Genomic DNA, 3,282 nt, shown 5'->3' with positions numbered 1-3,282 from the left:
GCCTTCCTGGCTGGTCACTTCCATCCTCCCCCCCATGCCTTCCACGATCCCGTAACACACCGAAAGACCCAGGCCGGTCCCTTCACCGACCGGTTTGGTGGTAAAAAATGGAGAGAACACTTTTTCCAGGTTGGCCGGGCTGATACCGCAACCGTTGTCGGTCACCTGGATTTCGACAAACCCGTTGTCATCGGCCAGCGCCTTCACGGCCAGAGCACCGCCGGACACGCCGTGGCTGGACAGGATGGCATCCATGGCATTGTTGAGCAGATTCATGATCACTTGCTGGAGCTGGGCGGGATCCCCGTGAACAACCATCGTTTTCGGCTGAATGCGCTGGTCAAATGATATGCCGTGCACACTGGCTTTTTGTTGGATCATCTTGGTCACTTCCGGCAAGAACGTGTGCAGGTCGATATCGACGGCTTCGGGCTCGCTTTGCCGGCCGAATTTAAGGATCGCCTGCGTGATCTTCGCGCAGCGTGAGATCTGCAGGTTGATTTGACCAAATGAATCCTCCAATTCCGTCAGCGTTGGGGAGGCGGTGAGTTTGCCATCCGCTTTCATTTCATCGAGAAGCGTTTCGATCAGCGACTGCTCGCTTTTGATAATCTGCAGCGGATTGTTGATTTCGTGGGCAAAGCCGGCGGCCATCTCACCCAGTTCCGCCAAACGGCTGGTGCCGATGAGCTGGCGGGACAGGGTTTCTTTTTCTGAGTGCATGCCTTCCATGCGACGGACGATGCGGTCGGTCAGGTAGAAGGCGACAAGGACAATGGCCGCCCCGCCAAGAACAAAAATGAATGCCGAGCGATAGATGGTCGCGTAAAGCGTGGCAAACGCTTCCGTGGCTTTCTGCCGGGCGACGAGGGTCCACGCACCGTTCTTTAGACGGGCCATGGCGTATAGATACTTTTCACCGCTATCGTCGTGTTGGACAAAACTGTCTATCGTCTTTTCGCGCATGGCGTAATGAACGTTATCCGCGGTGATCGACAATAGACGCCCACCCGAGCGCCTGCTGGTTTGCAGCTCGCCGGTGGTATTGACGATGTAAGCTTCTCCGGTTTTACCGATATGGATGCCCCCGACGAGCCTTTCAAATGTCTGGGTATCGATGGTCGTGCGGATGACCCACTGTTGTGAACCGTTCCCGCTGGCCAGGGCAATGATGAAGTGGGGCTGCTGACGGTAGCCCATGAACACGTCACTAATGAATACGCCGCTTTTGATGACTTCCATGAACCACTCGGCATCCCGGTAGTGGCGGCCTACCAGTTCATAGGGGCCTTGGTATGAGACATGCGTGCCTTCGGCGTTGAAAATACCCAGGTCCTCGAAGGCCACCGACACCTTCTTCAACCGTTCGAAAACAGCTTTCAGGTTGTCCGGATCGCTGAGCTCGGCGAAGGTATAGGAGTTGACAACGAACTCAATATCGCGCCTTCTCTCTTCCAGGAAGTTGTCGATCATATGCCGGTGATCGTCGACAACCCGCTGCATATGTTCGATCGCCCCCTTTTGCAGCGTGATTTTGTGAGAGTAAAAGCTGAGGCCCATAATCAACATGAAGGGAATGAACGGCACGAGAATCATGCTGGTCAGCAGAAGATCGCGCACACTGATGTGTTTGAAGGTATTTTTTGGCATAGGTCCCTTAATTGGATTGAGTGTTGTCGAGGAACCTTCGGTCACCTCGCTCATCGCAGTAGTTTCGTGACAATCAATTCCCATGCCAGCACGATCATTTTTTAAAAGACTTAACTTATTGTAATAAATTTATATTTTTTAATTTATTTTTAGGAGGAACACTGGTGAACGGAATCAGTGTCTGATTCTTTTACAGCATGTCAATCAATATTACGGCACTGATGGAAAATGGCGGCCGTCGGGAGACACCTTAAAGCATCGACGTGGGATTCTTAGCCACGGTGGTTTCGATTTGGATGCGATATTTTTCCATCTTTGCGTGGAGCGTCGGCCGCGACAGGTCGAGCAATTTGGCGGCCCGGGAGCGGTTGCCGCCCGTCATTCGAAGCGCTTCGCTGATCAACACACCGGAAACCCGCCCCATGGCGCTGTCGAAAAGGTTTTTCTGAGCACCCCCCTCGAGGGTCTTGCGGGCCCATTGTCGAATCGCATCATCGGTGTCCCCATCTAAATTGGCGTCAGTTGAGGACATGTCGCCGATGGTCTGATGAACATCGTCTTCGCCGATGGGTGCTCCCCGGTTGAAAATCAGGGCTTTTTGAATCGTGTTGGCCAGCTCTCGGATATTCCCGGTCCAGGGATGAAGGGTCAACAACCCCAGGGCGCTGTCGGTGATTCCGGGATTGTTAATTTCAAGCTCAGCTGAAAATCGGTTCAAGAAAAAACCGGTCAGAAGGGGGATGTCGTCGGTACGCTCCCTTAACGGCGGCAGGGATATGGTGACGACCTTGAGCCGGTAGTACAAGTCTTCCCTGAAACTTCCATCTTCGATGGCGCGTTCCAGGTTGCGGTTGGTCGCGGCAATCATCCGGATATCTACTGGGATGGTTTCGCGGCCGCCGATGCGCTCGACGCTCTTTTCCTGGAGTAATCGTAGAATCTTGGCCTGAATGGCAAAGGGCATATCGCCGATCTCGTCGAGGAAAACGGTTCCTCCGTTGCTCTGTTCGATTTTACCGATGCGGCGGTGGGTGGCGCCGGTAAAAGCCCCCTTTTCATAGCCGAACAGTTCACTTTCCAGCAAATTGTCGGGTATGGCGACGCAGTTGATCACCAGAAACGGTTTGTCCGATCGCAGGCTGTGCTGATATATCGCCCGGGCCACGAGCTCTTTGCCGGTACCGGACTCACCCCGTACGAGAACGGTGGCGTCGGATGTGGAAACGCGGCCGATGGCCTTGTATACTTCCTGCATTTGTTTGCTGCGCCCGATGATGGCCTCTTTGGCATCGACCTCGGGCGTCCCGTCCAACGTCACCGTCGAGCGCATGAAACGGCCGGCCTCCACGGCCTGCCGGATGAGGGAAAGCATCTCCGGAATATCGAACGGTTTTAAAATGTAATCAAAAGCCCCCAATTTGGTCGCCTCGATGGCCGTCTCGGTTGTCCCGAATGCGGTCATGATGATCACAGGCAGTTTGGGTTCGATCCGATGAATGGCCCGAAACGCCTCAATACCGCTGATACCCGGAAGGCGCAGATCCAGGATGACCAGATCAGGCAGATCATCCTCCTTCACCATGGCGAGGGCACTCTCGCCGGAGGCTGCGCTCTTTACTGCAAAACCCTCTT

The 3,282-nt window shown here is 54.3% G+C and carries 2 protein-coding genes; both read right to left on the bottom strand.

Going from position 1 to position 3,282, the window contains the following annotated elements; translation table 11 throughout:
* A partial coding sequence (locus ABYV26_RS23430) for an ATP-binding protein (RefSeq protein WP_372683772.1) occupies nt 1-1,650 on the bottom strand: 1,650 nt, incomplete at its 3' end.
* Nucleotides 1,651-1,900: 250 nt separating this feature from the next.
* On the bottom strand, nt 1,901-3,282 hold a 1,382-nt coding region (locus ABYV26_RS23425; protein ID WP_372683771.1), incomplete at its 5' end, for a sigma-54-dependent transcriptional regulator.

Origin of the sequence: Desulfosarcina sp., assembly GCF_041551955.1 — a bacterium.
Classification (GTDB): Bacteria; Desulfobacterota; Desulfobacteria; order Desulfobacterales; family Desulfosarcinaceae; genus Desulfosarcina.
This window is presented reverse-complemented; position numbering and strand designations above follow the sequence as displayed.